The organism is Pseudaestuariivita rosea, from assembly GCF_017592335.1.
Lineage (GTDB): Bacteria > Pseudomonadota > Alphaproteobacteria > Rhodobacterales > Rhodobacteraceae > Parasulfitobacter > Parasulfitobacter rosea.
The window spans coordinates 1-13,368 of record NZ_JACNMP010000055.1; the positions used below are offsets into that span (position 1 = coordinate 1).

The 13,368-nt window shown below is 57.4% G+C and carries 14 protein-coding genes and 1 pseudogene; 12 read left to right on the plus strand and 3 right to left on the minus strand.

All coding sequences use genetic code 11. From position 1 onward, the window contains the following. Positions 1-538 precede the first annotated feature (538 nt). The 6 genes from yajC (at position 539) to H7848_RS18910 (ending at position 5,448) form a co-directional block, all read left to right on the plus strand. Positions 539-823 (plus strand): preprotein translocase subunit YajC, encoded by a 285-nt coding sequence (gene yajC, locus H7848_RS18885; protein ID WP_208354449.1) that lies wholly within the window; start codon positions 539-541, stop codon positions 821-823. Between the two features lie 9 nt (positions 824-832). After that, positions 833-2,494 (plus strand): protein translocase subunit SecD, encoded by a 1,662-nt coding sequence (gene secD / locus H7848_RS18890; protein WP_208354451.1) that lies wholly within the window; start codon positions 833-835, stop codon positions 2,492-2,494. Position 2,495: 1 nt separating this feature from the next. Beyond that, positions 2,496-3,464: a protein translocase subunit SecF gene (gene secF, locus H7848_RS18895; RefSeq protein ID WP_208354453.1), complete on the plus strand. Its 969-nt coding sequence runs from the start codon at positions 2,496-2,498 to the stop codon at positions 3,462-3,464. Beyond that, complete coding sequence (locus H7848_RS18900; protein ID WP_208354455.1) at positions 3,457-4,209, plus strand: sulfite exporter TauE/SafE family protein; 753 nt, start codon at positions 3,457-3,459, stop codon at positions 4,207-4,209. Before secF ends, H7848_RS18900 begins: the two co-directional genes overlap by 8 nt. Before the next feature lie 9 nt (positions 4,210-4,218). Continuing rightward, positions 4,219-4,599 carry an Mth938-like domain-containing protein gene (locus H7848_RS18905; protein ID WP_208354457.1) on the plus strand — a complete coding sequence of 127 codons (381 nt, stop codon included), beginning with the start codon at positions 4,219-4,221 and terminating at the stop codon, positions 4,597-4,599. An 87-nt stretch (positions 4,600-4,686) separates the two neighbouring features. Beyond that, on the plus strand, positions 4,687-5,448 hold the full coding sequence (locus H7848_RS18910) for a hypothetical protein (protein WP_208354459.1): 762 nt from the start codon (positions 4,687-4,689) through the stop codon (positions 5,446-5,448). Positions 5,449-5,486: 38 nt separating this feature from the next. Here H7848_RS18910 and H7848_RS18915 read toward each other — a convergent pair whose 3' ends face one another. Further along, entirely contained in the window at positions 5,487-5,660 is a 174-nt protein-coding gene (locus tag H7848_RS18915) for a hypothetical protein (protein ID WP_208354460.1), read from the minus strand. Between the two features lie 28 nt (positions 5,661-5,688). Here H7848_RS18915 and H7848_RS18920 point away from each other — a divergent pair. From H7848_RS18920 to H7848_RS18930, 3 genes and pseudogenes are all read left to right on the plus strand, one after another. Then, a pseudogene (locus tag H7848_RS18920) lies at positions 5,689-5,808 on the plus strand (MTH938/NDUFAF3 family protein); the annotation flags it as partial. 150 nt (positions 5,809-5,958) lie between these two features. Beyond that, positions 5,959-7,257: a serine--tRNA ligase gene (gene serS, locus H7848_RS18925; protein ID WP_208354461.1), complete on the plus strand. Its 1,299-nt coding sequence runs from the start codon at positions 5,959-5,961 to the stop codon at positions 7,255-7,257. Continuing rightward, positions 7,254-7,859, plus strand: coding sequence for an alpha/beta fold hydrolase (locus tag H7848_RS18930; RefSeq protein ID WP_208354462.1), 606 nt, complete (start codon positions 7,254-7,256; stop codon positions 7,857-7,859). The genes serS and H7848_RS18930 overlap by 4 nt, the downstream gene beginning before the upstream one ends. Before the next feature lie 201 nt (positions 7,860-8,060). Here H7848_RS18930 and rsmA read toward each other — a convergent pair whose 3' ends face one another. Further along, entirely contained in the window at positions 8,061-8,906 is an 846-nt protein-coding gene (rsmA, locus tag H7848_RS18935; RefSeq protein WP_208354463.1) for a 16S rRNA (adenine(1518)-N(6)/adenine(1519)-N(6))-dimethyltransferase RsmA, read from the minus strand. Between the two features lie 149 nt (positions 8,907-9,055). On the opposite strand from rsmA, the gene H7848_RS18940 reads away from it, so the two are divergent. After that, positions 9,056-9,811: a hypothetical protein gene (locus H7848_RS18940; RefSeq protein WP_208354464.1), complete on the plus strand. Its 756-nt coding sequence runs from the start codon at positions 9,056-9,058 to the stop codon at positions 9,809-9,811. A gap of 111 nt (positions 9,812-9,922) precedes the next feature. On the opposite strand, the gene H7848_RS18945 is transcribed toward H7848_RS18940, so the two are convergent. Further along, positions 9,923-11,422, minus strand: coding sequence for a CoA-acylating methylmalonate-semialdehyde dehydrogenase (locus tag H7848_RS18945; protein ID WP_208354465.1), 1,500 nt, complete (start codon positions 11,420-11,422; stop codon positions 9,923-9,925). Positions 11,423-11,549: 127 nt separating this feature from the next. Here H7848_RS18945 and H7848_RS18950 point away from each other — a divergent pair, with 127 nt between their 5' ends. Together H7848_RS18950 and H7848_RS18955 are read left to right on the plus strand one after the other, a co-directional pair. Then, positions 11,550-11,984: a CBS domain-containing protein gene (locus H7848_RS18950; RefSeq protein WP_208354466.1), complete on the plus strand. Its 435-nt coding sequence runs from the start codon at positions 11,550-11,552 to the stop codon at positions 11,982-11,984. A gap of 165 nt (positions 11,985-12,149) precedes the next feature. Beyond that, positions 12,150-13,016, plus strand: coding sequence for a hypothetical protein (locus H7848_RS18955; RefSeq protein WP_208354468.1), 867 nt, complete (start codon positions 12,150-12,152; stop codon positions 13,014-13,016). The last annotated feature ends 352 nt before the right edge of the window (positions 13,017-13,368 follow it).

Here is a 13,368-nt window from a genome sequence, read left to right on the forward strand (position 1 = left end):
CGAGACGCCGCCGAACGCACGATAGAGGCAACATGGCGCAGGATCGGTAAGCTGCTCGACCGCTTCACCCCGCAGGAATGTGCGAATTACCTTGTCAACTCAGGATACGCTTCAACCTGATCTCATCTTGCTCTAAGCAGGCGTTAGCATTTCTCGCATAAAACCCCATCCCACGACGTCGGACATAATGGTTTTCCGGAACTTGCCCCTTTGGATTAAAGCCCCAAAGCGCAAGCCGCCTGAAAGATCATGCATGAGACAAAAGGTGGGGGGCTTGCGACCCCTTTCTGACAGACCGACCCAACAGGGTGGCGCCACCTTTCTTGACCAGACGAACCTTGACACTCCGCCGCCGAAAGGTGCCCGCGGGGCAAAAGGCGTTCCAATTTGCAACGAAAGCCCGGCCATAGACGTCGCGTGCATTGACGGCGGCACGTCCTGCGCTTAACTGCCGAACTCATGGTTGCAACTTTGCCAGCCCACAAGTAGTTTGCGCCGACTTTGCAGGCGCAGGCCCTGCCAACAAAAGAGGACGCCCATGGAAGGCAACGCATTTGCCCAGTTTATCCCCCTTATTCTGATCTTTGCGATCATGTATTTCCTGCTGATCCGGCCTCAGCAGAAAAAGGTCAAGGAACATCAGGCCATGGTGTCGGCCCTGCGGCGCGGCGATCAGGTGGTGACCCAGGGTGGACTGATTGGCAAGGTGACAAAGGTCAAGGAAGAAAACGAGGTCGAGGTCGAACTGGCCGAGGGCGTCAAGGTGCGCGTCGTGCAGTCCACCATTGCCCAGGTTCTGAACAAAACCGAACCGTCGAAATAGGAATATCCGATGCTGCAGATCGAGGTTTGGCAACGTGTGATGATCTGGCTGGTCATCGCTTTTGGTGCGCTGTTGGCGATGCCGAATGCGTTCTACACCACCGTTGACGCCCACAACACCGCCCTGACCCAGATCGAGCGGAACGGAACCACGCCGGAACTTGAGGCTGACGTGGCCGCCTGGCCCGATTACCTGCCCTCGGGCATCGTGAACCTGGGCCTTGATCTGCGCGGTGGGGCCAGTTTGCTGACCGAAATTCAGCTGGAAGATGTTTATCAGTCGCGCATGGTCGGCTTCTGGCAAGAGGTCTTTCAGGCCCTGAATGCCGAACGCCCCAATATCGGGACATTCCGGCGGCAGTCGATCGAAAACGGTGAAATCCGCGTGCGTCTGACCGAACGGCCCGACCAGATCGAGCGCGCGATGGAAATCGTGCGCGGCCTGTCCCGCCCCACCTTGTCGCTGACCGGGGGGCCAAGCAGCGATATCGAGGTCCGCGCCGAGGGCGACGTGATAGTCATCGGCCTGAGCGAGGCCGAAAAGCAGCAGATTGACGACCTGACAATGCAGCAAAGTCTTGAGGTCATCCGCCGCCGCATCGACGCCTATGGCACGCGCGAACCCACGATCCAGCGTCAGGGCGATGACCGCATTCTGGTGCAGGTGCCCGGCGATGTATCGACCGACGATTTGGAAAGCCTTCTGTCACGTACAGCACGGCTTAGCTTTCATCCCGTTGTCCGTTCAACCAGCGACCCGCAGGCGCGGGTCAGTGTGGGGCAACTGTTGTTGCCCGATGCCGAACGTGAGGGTGCCTTTTACATCCTTGAGGAGCGCGAGGTCGTCAGTGGGCAGGATCTGGTCGATTCTCGTCCTACCTTTCAGGACGGGCGTCCGGCTGTCAATTTCCGCTTTAACTCAGCAGGCGGTGCTATCTTTGGACGTCATACGGCTGAAAACATTGGCGCACTTTTCGCGATTGTTTTGGATGGCGAAGTTATCAGTGCGCCACGAATTCAAACTGCAATTACTGGTGGCTCAGGGGTCATAACCGGGGAATTTACGCTTCAAGAAAGCGCGGAACTGGCGATCCTGCTGCGATCCGGTGCCTTACCCGCCGGACTAGATGTCCTGCAGAAACAGGATGTTGGTCCCGACCTGGGCGAAGACAGCATCAACGCAGGCCGCATCGCCTGTATCGTGGCCTTTATCGCCGTGCTGGTCTTTATGTTCCTCAGCTATGGTCGTTTTGGCCTGTTTGCCAATGTCGCACTGATCATCAATGTCATCCTGATCTTTGGACTGCTTAGCCTGATCGGGGCCACGCTGACGCTGCCGGGGATTGCGGGGATCGTGCTGACCATCGGGATGGCGGTGGACGCCAATGTGCTGATCTTTGAGCGCATCAAAGAGGAACTCAAATCCTCCAAAGGTCCCGCCCGCGCGATCGAGCTTGGCTATGAACGCGCGCTCAGCGCGATTATCGACGCGAATATCACGACCTTTATCACCGCGCTGATCCTTTATGTCATGGGCTCGGGTCCCGTGCGCGGCTTTGCGATCACCCTGGGTCTGGGGATTATCACATCGGTCTTCACGGCCATCTTTGTAACGCGGCTGTTCGTGGTGATGTGGTTCGAATACCGCCGCCCGAAAACGATCGAGGTGTAACATGCGGCTTCGTCTGGTTCCCAAAGAAACAAGCTTCGATTTCTTCAACCGCTCACGCCTGTGGCTTGGAATTTCAGCCTTTCTGATGGGGTTGGCCTTTGTGTCGTTTTTCCTGCAGGGCTTGAACTATGGCATCGACTTCCGGGGCGGCACCACGATCCGAACTGTGGCCGAACAGCCCATCGACGTGGGTGCCTATCGCGATGCAATTTCACCGCTGAACCTGGGCGACGTATCCATCGTCGAAATTCAGGATCCGCAGTTCGCCGCAAATGAAAACGTGGCCAGCGTCACCATCGGCGCGCAAGAGGGGGAAGAGGCCGCCGACAGCACCGTCGTTCAGGACGTGATCGCGGCGCTGCAGACCATCGACCCCACCGCGCGGGTGCAGGCCGTCGAATCCATCGGCCCCGCCATTTCAGCCGAGCTGGTGCGAACGGCGGCGATTGCGGTTCTTTTGGCGATCTTCGCGGTACTGGTCTATATCTGGCTGCGCTTCGAATGGCAGTTCGCCCTGGGGGCCGTCGCAGCACTTGTCCACGACGTCGTGCTGACGATCGGCATCTTTTCCGAACTTCAGATCCAGTTTGACCTGCCCATCATCGCAGCCCTTCTGACCATCGTCGGCTATTCGCTGAACGACACCGTGGTCGTCTTTGACCGCGTCCGGGAAAACCTGCGCAAATACAAAAAGAAAGAGCTGAAGGATGTTCTGAACATCTCGATCAACGAAACGCTCAGCCGGACGGTGATGACCTCGGTCACGACGCTTCTGGCTCTGATTTCGCTGTATGTGCTGGGCGGCGATGTGATCCGCGGGTTCGTCTTTGCGATGATCTGGGGCGTGATCGTGGGGACCTATTCGTCGGTCTTCGTGGCCTCGGCCATTCTGCTGGCCCTTGGGGTCAAACGCGACTGGTCCAAGCCCGATAACAACGCCGGTAACCAGTTCGCCAACGTCGATGCCTGAGGTCCTGGCCGGGGTGCTTGCCACACCCGGCCTGATCTGGATTGTGATGGCCGCCCTGGTCGCCGGATGCGTCTATGGCTTTGCAGGCTTTGGCGCGGCGCTGATCTTTATGCCCATCGCAACCGCTTTTGTCACGCCTGAAGTCGCCGTAGCCGCCTTTGCCGTATCCGCGCTGGCATCGCTGGTGACCGTCTATCCCAAAGCCTGGGTCAACTGCGACAGGCGCGCGTCGGTCCTGATGATTACCGCCGCGCTGATCACTGCGCCCCTGGGCGTCTGGGTCCTGCGCACGGCCAATGACCTGTGGCTGCGATGGGCTGTGGTGGCGGTCGTCACGATCACCCTGATCGCGCTGCTGGCGGGCTGGCGGTATCGTAGCACGCCCAACACAGCCACCCGCGCCGCTGTCGGCGGGGCCACGGGTTTTGTGGGCGGTGCAACCGGACTGAACGGCCCCGTGATCGTGCTGTTCAACCTGGCAGGGCAGGATCCTGTCGCCAGGGTCCGCGCGAACAACATCATTTTTCTGACGACAAACAGCCTGCTGTTGCTGCCCATCATGGCGCTGCAGGGCGTCCTGCCGATGACCAGCGTGCTGATCGGCCTGACGCTGCTGATCCCCTATGGATGCGGTGCCTGGCTGGGGCAGCGGCTTTTCAATCCCAATCAGCAGCATATCTATCGGGGTGTGGCCTATACAATCATCGCCGCTGCAATCATCATTGGGCTACCGATCTATCAGTAAGGAAATTCCATGCGCCTGAACGAAGTCACTTATACCGATGCCCAACCGATCGATGGCTACGGCCCCGGCTTTTTCCGCATCGGCGGACAGGTGGTTGAGGGCGGCGCGCTGGTCCTGCCCTCGGGCGTGCAAAGCTGGGCTGGTTATGATGATCTGGACCCTTTGCTGCAAACCGTCGGTCAGATCGATGTGCTGTTCATCGGGACGGGGGCTGAAACCGCCCATATCCCGCCCGCGGTCCGCAAAACTCTGGAAGACGCAGGGCTGGCGGTTGAGCCGATGAATTCGCCCTCGGCCTGCCGGACGTATAACGTGCTTTTGTCCGAAGGCCGACGGATCGGCGCGGCACTGCTGCCGGTCGAACGGGTGGCGCCATCGGACCAGGTCTGATGATTTGCCGACGTAAGTTTCGCGCTGGTTTATTGTCAGATCTTACACCTTATATCATAAATACAAAAATCAGGAAGCGGAGTGACCATGGATGCCTTGATCAAACACAGCATTCGGACCTTGGCTTGCCTGATGGTCATTACTGTTGTGTCACCAGCGGTAAGAGCTGACACCTCATCCTCTGCAGATATTGAGTATTTGGAAGAGTTCAGAAAGCTTAGCAGGGAAGTCAGGTGTGCTTCTCAAATTGGGCCAGACTGCAACGGTGCGATGATTAATAATCCGATTAAAATCGTACCTTACGAACCTGATCCAAATAAGAATTTGAATTACCAACGCAATAGAATACCCAAGCCAAAACTGTTGTCCGGCCCACCCTGGCCCGAATGCCACTCGATTTATGAAATCACTGCAGACATGACACCGGTTTACTTGAATGAGCAGATCATTTCCTGCGCTCAGGCGGAAAACTATAAAAACATGGGTGAAATGATGATTGCGCTCGAAGTGTTTCACACTTTTGATATGAAGCGTTTACAACTGTTTGGAAGCCATCCCAATGAATTGAAGAATGAGCAATATCGACGCCGTTTCGTTACGCGAAGCGATTATCTTGCGGCCAAACCTTACAGAGAAACACTTTGGGACGCCAAGCGATCTGATCCAGAGTTGCAGAAAGCAACTTGCGACTTTTTTAACGATCTTGGGCCACCAACAAATGATCTCAGCTGGACCACTCCAGTATTTGAATACCTTGAAATGTCACCGAACCGATCGTCGACCCCCGGTAATATCCTATGGGCTGAAACACTTAATATGTATCTAGGATGTAGTCGGCTTACGAATTGAAGGGGCGTTAGTGGCAGGTTTCCCTGCCACCACTGGCGTTACAGAAAGGCAAATTGATCAGATTGAGGATCATCAATGGATGCCAGAAAACGATCCATTCTCTCATCCAAGTCCGGCTGAGGATTTGCAATGCCTGTTTCGGTATTGTTGGCGTCGGCCAGATCAATCTCAAGAACTTTGTCTTTTCGGATCATATCCGAAATCGGACTCATCAATCTGCATTAATCCAACGCGGTAGTGCTGGCGGTTGAGCCGATGAATTCCCCCTCGGCCTGCCGTACCTACAATGTGCTTTTGTCCGAAGGCCGCCGGATCGGCGCGGCACTGCTGCCGGTCGAAGGGGTTGCACCGCCGGAATGAGTATTTTTGGAACAATGATGCGATGGTCTGTCCATCATTGTTCCCCAAATACTCAAACCGGCCGCAGGCCGTCCCGATTTTTCAGTTTAAAACCGCCGCCCGATCAGGCATATGCGCGCTGGCAACATGAAAAAGACAGGAGCCAGACCAATGCACGACATCCGCGCCATCCGCGAACATCCTGACCGCTTTGATGCCGGTCTTGCCCGCCGTGGGATGGAGCCGCAGTCGTCACACATTCTGTCGATCGACGAAGCGCGGCGGGGTAAGATTCAGGCAGCGGAAGAGGCGAAGGCGGCACAGAACGCGGCCTCAAAACAGGTGGGGGCGGCCAAGGCCAGCGGGGATGAGGCCGAATTTGAACGCCTGCGCGCGCTGGTGGCCGCGAAAAAGGACGAGGTCGCGCGCCTGAATGAGGAAGCCAAGGCCGAGGACGCGCGCCTGACCGACCTGCTGATGGAACTGCCGAACCTGGTTTATGATGACGTGCCCGATGGCGATGACGAGGCCGATAATGTTCAGGTCAATGAATGGGGCACGCCCCGCGATCTGAATTTTGCCCCGAAAGAGCACTATGAGCTGCCCGGCGTCGTCTGCGGCATGGATTTTGAGACTGCCGCCAAACTGTCGGGCAGCCGGTTCGTGGTGCTGTCGGGCGCGGTCGCGCGTATCCACCGCGCGCTGGCGCAATTCATGCTGGACACGCATATCGATGAAAACGGCCTGACCGAAACCTGGACCCCCGTCCTGGTCCGGGAAGAGATGATGTACGGCACGGGTCAGCTGCCCAAGTTTGGCGAAGACAGCTATCAGACCACCGACGGCTGGTGGCTGGTGCCCACGTCCGAGGTGACTTTGACCAATATTGTCAACGGCTTGACGGTCGACGACGGATACCTGCCGCGCCGTTATGTGTCCCATACCCAGTGCTTCCGGTCCGAGGCCGGCAGTGCGGGGCGCGATACATCAGGCATGCTGCGCCAGCATCAGTTCGAAAAGGTTGAAATGGTCAGCATCACGCATCCCGATGCCTCGGACGAGGAACAAAAGCGCATGCTGCGCTGTGCCGAGGGGATATTGGAAAAGCTGGAACTGCCCTATCGCACCGTGACGCTGTGCACAGGTGACATCGGCTTCGGGGCCAAGCGGACCTTTGATATTGAGGTCTGGTTGCCCGGCCAAAACCAGTACCGGGAAATCAGTTCGGTCTCGACCTGTGGTGATTTTCAGGCGCGCCGAATGAACGCGCGGTTCAAGCCCGCCGATGGGGGCAAGCCGCAGTTCGTGCATACGCTGAATGGCTCTGGCCTGGCCGTCGGGCGCGCGCTGATCGCAGTGTTGGAAAACGGTCAGCAGGCGGACGGATCGGTGCATCTGCCAGCCGCGCTGGCGGGCTATCTGGGCGGGAAAACCGTGCTGACGGCCGAGGGCCAGTTGACCACGGCATGAAGGTGATCCTGCTGCCCGGGCTTGATGGCTCGGGCATTTTTCTGGAGGGGGTGCAGGCGCGGCTGGCGCAGATCTATCCCACTGAAATCATGCGGTATCCGGTGGAATTGACCGACTATGACGTGGTGATGGACTGGCTGGCGCCGCGTCTGCCGGATGAGGATTATGTGATTGTGGCCGAGTCCTTTTCCGGCCCACTTGGTATCCGTCTGGCCGCCGCGCCGCCGCCTGGATTGCGGGTTGTCATTCTGGCCGTGACATTCGTGAAAAGCCCCAGTGTTATGCCCGTCTTTGCTGCGACCGTATTCCGGTTCGCGCCGCAGCATCCGTTGGCCATCCGCGCGATGGTACGGGTCATTGCCGGGCGGGTGCGGTCGGTTCTGAGCGTCGATGTCTCGGATCAGTTGCGCGACGCGAAGGTGCCGCTGTTTTACCTCCAGGCCAGCGCCGATCGGCTGGTGCTGCGGCGGTCTGGTGAATACATCAAGCAGGTCAATCCGGCGGTGCAGATGCATCAGGTCGACGGGCCGCATTTCATTCTGCATACGCATCCTGATCAGGTGTCGGATGTTGTGCGTCAGGTCGTTTCGCAGACAGATTAATCACGTCTCCATTCTTATCTGCTTTCGGAAACTGCGCGGGATCAAGGCCGCAGGCCGCCGCGCATCGCCGGGCCGCCCCCACGGCACGGCGATTTGGGGCCGCACGCATTCAGCGGGCAGCAGGGATGTGTTTGGCCACCATAAAGCACGGCAGCTATCACAGCGGATCGCCGCACCGCGGCCCGTCGTTGCGCAGCTTCGCTAGGTCGAGCGTCTAAGACCCTCCGCCAGCGCGCAGAACTGTTCCAGCGATACAGTCTCGGCCCGGTCGGTGGGCTTGATGCCCGCGGCGATCAGGTGGTCTTCGATATCGGGCGCCACCCCCTTAAGCGAAGCGCGCAGCATTTTGCGGCGCTGGTTGAAGGCGGCGGCGACCACGCGGGACAGGATCGCAGGGTCAGCGGGATAGCGGGGTGCGGGCAGGGCGGTCAGGTGGACCACGGCGGAGTGGATTTTCGGGGGCGGGGTAAAGGCCTCGGGCGGCAGGGTCATGACGATGCGTGCATCAGAGCGCCACTGGGCCAGAATGGCCAGCCGGCCATAGGCCTTTGATCCGGGCGCTGCGACGATGCGATCCGCGACCTCTTTCTGGAACATCAGCGTCAGGCTTTGCCAGAAGGGCGGCCAGTCGGGCGGGGTCAGCCAGCGCACCAGCAATTCAGTGCCGACGTTATAGGGCAGGTTGGCGACGATGCGGATAGGGGGCGTCAGATGCGCCAGCGGATCGATGTCCAGCGCATCGGCGTTCAGCACCTGCAGCCGGTCGGGATAGGCCGCTGCGATGTCGGCCAGCGCAGGCAGGCAGCGCGCATCCTTCTCAATCGCCAGAACCCGCCGCGCGCCTTCGGCCAGCAACCCGCGGGTCAGGCCGCCGGGGCCGGGGCCGATCTCCAGAACATCCGATTGCGTCAGATCCCCCGCCTGCCGGGCGATTTTGGCCGTCAGGTTCAGGTCCAGCAGGAAGTTCTGCCCAAGCGATTTTTTCGCGGACAGCTGATGCGCCGCGATAACCTCGCGCAGCGGGGGCAGGGTGTCGATCTGGGTCATTTGGTTTCTATAACCGCTCTGGCGGCGGTGTCCATGAGGCCCCGGATCGGGTCCGGGGCGGCAATCAGGCCCGTATTTGCAATTGAATAGATTGGAACTTCGATTTCAAACAAAATATACGCTTTTTGTGTTTAGGGATATTTCTGCCAATGACCTACTTAAAAACACTTAGCATTGAATACGATCCAGATGACTGGATACGGCATGGGGAACCATTAAAAACTAGCAAAAAATACACTCAAACATTTGATCACCGGAGAATTTCGCAGGTCATTGACCGAATGAAAATTCTTTTGATTTTCTTCGACTATGCTTTGCGCGAAGCAAAAATTGAGATGAAAGATCCAGCCGTGACGACTGTATGGATCGGTCTGTCAAGAAACCCGAAGTCCGAACTGAATGTCAGCAAGAAAAACCTTGGTATTGATCTTGATTGCGACCCTGCTGATTTGACCGACATTCCGAAGACGGCTGAAGCTCTTGGAGAGTTTGCTCTGGAATGTTGGGAGAAAGCGATTGAACGGCTTGAGGTTGAGACGGATTTTCCAGCCGCCTTTGTACGCGAACAGATGGATAAGTTCCGGGCACAGGGATATGCGATGGGGAATAGTTTGAAGCCTGCCAAGATCAAGGGGTCGAAAGCAACGGCGCGCATTCATGGCAAGATCAGTTGCGCTCGGACCGAGCTGTTTGTCGAGGTATCTTATCGTAAACACGTTTTATTTGAGCGCAAGATATGGGATACGCCCGAACAAGCATTCAACATTGCTTACACAAGACGCGATTTTGTTGTTGAAGACGGGTGTTTCAAAGTGCGCGAGGCCGTTCTGGGCCTGTTGCCCGAAGCTGTTTTTCCGCTGGACAGTTTGCCGGATGACTTCGCACTAACGCTTGTTGAGAGGTGATCAATGATACTTTCTATAAAAACTCAATCCTGTTGCGCGGTCCCGGACTTGATCCGGGACCTCTTGAAATATCGATGAGGCCCCGGATCGGGTCCGGGGCTTCGCGGGTGGCTACTCCATCACCGGAATGCTGAATTCGCCGCCTTCCTTGATGCCCGAGGGCCAGCGGGCGGTGATGGTCTTGGTGCGGGTGTAGAACTTGAAGGCGTCCGGTCCGTGCTGGTTCAAGTCCCCGAACGCCGATTTCTTCCACCCGCCAAAGGTGTGATAGGCCAGCGGCACGGGGATTGGCACGTTGATCCCCACCATCCCGATATTCACGCGGTTGGCAAAGTCGCGGGCGGTGTCGCCATCGCGGGTATAGATCGCGGTGCCGTTGCCGTATTCGTGATCCATGGCGAGGCCAAGCGCCTCTTCATAGGTTTGGGCGCGGACGGTGGTCAGAACGGGGCCGAAGATTTCCTGCTGATAAATATCCATGTCCCTGGTCGCGTGATCGAACAGATGGGCGCCGACAAAGAAACCGTCCTCATACCCTTGCAAACTGAAATTACGCCCGTCGACCACCAACTTTGCGCCCTGATCGATGCCGGTCTGGACAAGCCGTTCGATATTCGCCTTGGCGGCGGCGGTCACAACGGGGCCGAAATCGACATCCTTGCCCGAGGTATAGGGCCCGATCTTCAGCGCCTCGACCCGCGGAACCAGCTTTTCGATCAGCCGATCGGCGGTATCATCACCGACAGGGACAGCCACCGAAATCGCCATACAGCGTTCGCCTGCGGCTCCATAGCCCGCCCCCACCAGCGCATCCGCGGCCTGATCCATATCGGCGTCGGGCATGATGATCATGTGGTTCTTGGCCCCGCCAAAGCACTGCACGCGCTTGCCGTTGGTACACCCGCGACTGTAGATGTATTCGGCAATCGGCGTGGACCCCACAAAGCCCACCGACTGGATCACGGGATGATCCAGGATCGCATCCACGGCCGCCTTATCGCCATTGACGACCTGCAGGATGCCCTTGGGCAGACCGGCTTCCTCCATCAGTTCAGCCAGCATCAGGGGCACCGAGGGATCGCGTTCGGATGGTTTCAGGATAAAGGCATTGCCACAGGCAATCGCGGGGGCGAACATCCACATCGGGATCATGGCGGGGAAGTTGAAGGGTGTGATACCGGCACAGACCCCAAGCGCCTGACGCATCGAATACATATCGATGCCGGGCCCGGCGCTGTCGGTGAATTCGCCCTTCAGCATCTGGGGCGCGCCGATGCAGTATTCCACGACCTCAAGCCCGCGCTGCACGTCGCCCGCGGCATCGGGCAGGGTCTTGCCATGTTCGCGGCTGAGCGCTTCGGCCAGTTTATCCATATCGCGGTTCAGAAGATGCACGAACTGCATCAACACCCGCGCACGGCGCTGCGGGTTGGTGGCGGCCCAGGCGGGCTGAGCGTCGGCCGCGATCTGAACGGCGCGGTCCAGCTCATCGGCACTGGCCAGGGGCACACGCGCCTGCACCTCGCCCGTCGCCGGGTTAAAGACATCGGTGAACCGCCCCGACGTGCCTGCAACCTGCTGCCCGCCCAGATAATGTGTTAGATCTTGCATTCTATCCCTCCCTTTTCCCGGTGACATTATCTTTTGACGGGCCCTTGTAAAGTCAGGATGACTTGACAGATTAACCCTAGGGAAGCGAGGATCGTCAAATCCAGCGTCACGATGGGAGGAAATCCGGATGACTGTCTACAAGATCCTGCAAAGCAAGGCTGACGATACAGTCTTTACCATCACCCCAAATGCCACAGTGCAAGAGGCCGCGCAAATGCTGTCGGAAAAGCGGATCGGGACTGTGGTCATATCCGGCGACGGCAAGGTGCCCCAGGGGATTTTGTCAGAACGCGATATCGTCCGCGAGGTCGGCAAGCGAGGCCCCGGATGCCTGGGGGAAAAGGTGACCGAGATGATGACCAAACAGCTTGAAACCTGCACCCGCAAGGATAAGGCCGACGATATCCTGAAGCGCATGACCAATGGCCGCTTTCGCCACATGCCAGTTGTGGAGGACGGCCAGATGATCGGCCTGATCACCCTGGGCGACGTGGTCAAAATGCGGCTGGCCGAAGTATCCATGGAAAAAGACGCGCTGGAAGGGATGATCATGGGGCATTAAGTCGGTCGTCCGGCCATAGCGCTTCCTGTTACGGGTCGAGTGTTCTGAAACGTCGTGCCATAGGCGTCGTCGCATCATGGTCTATATGTTGCACAAATGTTTGCCTGCAGAAAATGCCCATGTGATGCGTTGTAAATTTGGCAGAGATGCCCGATATCCAGCTGCATGCCACTTTTTATAAAAGCTATACCGCTTTCGTTTAAAACATTCTGGCGCTATCTTTTGCTGCTGCCATTTCTGGCGATTGCTGCCTTTGTACTATCGCTTGCGGCGTTCATACCTATTGCGGGCATGTTTGTGCCCGGCACAATTGCAGCGGGTCTGACCATCATTGGTCTTCGCTGCGCATTGGCCGCGCGGGGTCATGGCAATGAACTGGATATCGGCAAACTTCTTATCGTCAGCGTTATTTTTTGCGTGATTAACAGTGTTGCGGATTTGTTTATCCGGTTTACGGGGCAGGGCATTGTATGGGGCCTGGGCCAGGTCGGAGTGGAACTTGACCCCATTGGTCTCTTTGTCGGGCTGCTTGGTCTGTCATATTATTGGTCGGGTATGCTGTTGGCGTTGCTTAGCCCGACTGCATTGGTTGCCGCGGCCTTTGCCGTCCCCATGACCGCAGCCGCCGCATCCGCAACGCCGCGCGGAGGTGACATAAAAGCCTTCTTCGGTTTTGGAAGCGGACTTCTGGGCCTTATGTTTGTGATGGCGGTCTGGCTGTTCAGCGGGCGGTTCTTTGCGATTTTTGGGGAAATCTGGACAACCTTTGGTTTGATGGCGACGGCACTGTGGTCGTGGTTTCAAGACGAAGGTCTGCCGTGGGAAATCAGCCTTGATCCCTGGACCGCCTTCGCAAGCACAATTTTCATGACCTGGGCGTCCAGTTGGTTTTTTGCCACCGCAGTCCTGACATGGGAACGTAAAGTCGAACGCCAGAAAGCTGACTGGGCAGCCCAAGCCAATGAAAATCGTGTCTCGACCGATGAACTACGTGCTTTGCGTAAAAAACGTGCAGCTGAAAGCGAGATATAGAACGTCAGATAGCTTTGATCATTACGTCACAACACTGCCCCAAATCAGAAAATCGCCAATCCGCCTTTCGCGCTGCCCACAGCGAAAGAGGAAAAGAGTCCATGTCGTCGTATTTCCGCATTGCAACTAACGTCTGCTTTCGGAATGATCGAAGCCAATAAAGCAGGACACAATTGAGCATGAAAAAACTCTTCATATCCTTGGCTGCGCTTCTGATCGCTACACTAGAGCGTGATGAAATCGACCTGAATCAAGGGGGATTCACATAGGCTTATTTTGCTGATTCACTGTCGCCGACCACAAGATGGAGGGCGAGCAGTGGGTAAGGCACTTTCGATGGACCTTCGGGAGA

Excerpts from the sequence above, each read along its gene's own strand:
- H7848_RS18915 (WP_208354460.1), bottom strand. The coding sequence starts at position 5,660 with ATGAGTCCGATTTCGGATATGATCCGAAAAGACAAAGTTCTTGAGATT.
- H7848_RS18910 (WP_208354459.1), top strand. The coding sequence starts at position 4,687 with ATGGATGCCTTGATCAAACACAGCATTCGGACCTTGGCTTGCCTGATG.
- rsmA (WP_208354463.1), bottom strand. The coding sequence starts at position 8,906 with ATGACCCAGATCGACACCCTGCCCCCGCTGCGCGAGGTTATCGCGGCG.
- H7848_RS18950 (WP_208354466.1), top strand. The coding sequence starts at position 11,550 with ATGACTGTCTACAAGATCCTGCAAAGCAAGGCTGACGATACAGTCTTT.
- H7848_RS18945 (WP_208354465.1), bottom strand. The coding sequence starts at position 11,422 with ATGCAAGATCTAACACATTATCTGGGCGGGCAGCAGGTTGCAGGCACG.
- H7848_RS18900 (WP_208354455.1), top strand. The coding sequence starts at position 3,457 with ATGCCTGAGGTCCTGGCCGGGGTGCTTGCCACACCCGGCCTGATCTGG.
- secF (WP_208354453.1), top strand. The coding sequence starts at position 2,496 with ATGCGGCTTCGTCTGGTTCCCAAAGAAACAAGCTTCGATTTCTTCAAC.
- H7848_RS18905 (WP_208354457.1), top strand. The coding sequence starts at position 4,219 with ATGCGCCTGAACGAAGTCACTTATACCGATGCCCAACCGATCGATGGC.
- secD (WP_208354451.1), top strand. The coding sequence starts at position 833 with ATGCTGCAGATCGAGGTTTGGCAACGTGTGATGATCTGGCTGGTCATC.
- H7848_RS18940 (WP_208354464.1), top strand. The coding sequence starts at position 9,056 with ATGACCTACTTAAAAACACTTAGCATTGAATACGATCCAGATGACTGG.
- H7848_RS18930 (WP_208354462.1), top strand. The coding sequence starts at position 7,254 with ATGAAGGTGATCCTGCTGCCCGGGCTTGATGGCTCGGGCATTTTTCTG.
- yajC (WP_208354449.1), top strand. The coding sequence starts at position 539 with ATGGAAGGCAACGCATTTGCCCAGTTTATCCCCCTTATTCTGATCTTT.
- serS (WP_208354461.1), top strand. The coding sequence starts at position 5,959 with ATGCACGACATCCGCGCCATCCGCGAACATCCTGACCGCTTTGATGCC.
- H7848_RS18955 (WP_208354468.1), top strand. The coding sequence starts at position 12,150 with ATGCCACTTTTTATAAAAGCTATACCGCTTTCGTTTAAAACATTCTGG.